This is a genomic window from Eubacterium sp. AF22-8LB, from assembly GCF_003458715.1.
GTDB lineage: Bacteria > Bacillota_I > Bacilli_A > Erysipelotrichales > Erysipelotrichaceae > Holdemanella.
In genome coordinates, this window is sequence record NZ_QRVI01000052.1 from 1 (window position 1) to 622 (window position 622).

The window sequence follows — 622 nt, forward strand, 5'->3', positions numbered from 1 at the left end:
GTCGAATTACTCGACACTTGTCGCAGATTGGTTTAACAGATGGTCTTACTTTCATCTTTAATCGTCTCCTTATTTGCGTCTAAATGTAATACGCCCACGTGTTAAGTCATATGGTGAAATTTCAACGGTAACACGATCACCTGGTAAAATGCGAATGTGATGCATACGGATTTTACCAGAAACGTGAGCTAGAATTTCGTGTCCGTTTTCCAATTTAACTTTAAAAGCTGCATTGGGTAAAGTGTCAACTACGATACCATCAATTTCGATCATATCTTGTTTAGCCATGAATCCTACACTCCTCCTTCTATCAAAAAATGAAATGATGTTAGGCATAAAATGCCATCTACCATTTTAACAAAAAAGCTTAGAATATCCAAGCCTAATTTAAAAAAAACACAACTTTTTCAAGTTGCGTTACATTCAAGTGGTGGAGAAGGACAGATTCGAACTGCCGAACCAAAAGGAACTGAGTTACAGTCAGCCGCGTTTAGCCACTTCGCTACTTCTCCAGCTTTTAAAAAAAAGAACAATCACAAGATTGTTATAAATAAAATGGAGCAGGTGATGAGAATCGAACTCACGTAGTCAGCTTGGAAGGCTGAAGTTCTACCATTGAACT

The 622-nt window shown here is 37.8% G+C and carries 2 protein-coding genes and 2 tRNA genes (1 of these 4 cut by a window edge); all 4 read right to left on the reverse strand.

What is annotated here, in order from left to right; genetic code table 11:
• Positions 1-55: 50S ribosomal protein L36 (gene rpmJ, locus DWY01_RS12045; RefSeq protein ID WP_117572753.1), on the reverse strand; the 55-nt coding region annotated here is incomplete at its 3' end.
• A 14-nt stretch (positions 56-69) separates the two neighbouring features.
• On the reverse strand, positions 70-288 hold the full coding sequence (gene infA / locus DWY01_RS11240; protein ID WP_117573900.1) for a translation initiation factor IF-1: 219 nt from the start codon (positions 286-288) through the stop codon (positions 70-72).
• Between the two features lie 140 nt (positions 289-428).
• Positions 429-512: transfer RNA gene (locus DWY01_RS11245), tRNA-Tyr, on the reverse strand.
• Positions 513-556: 44 nt separating this feature from the next.
• Positions 557-622 (reverse strand) — tRNA-Gly (locus DWY01_RS11710) (it continues 29 nt past the right edge of the window).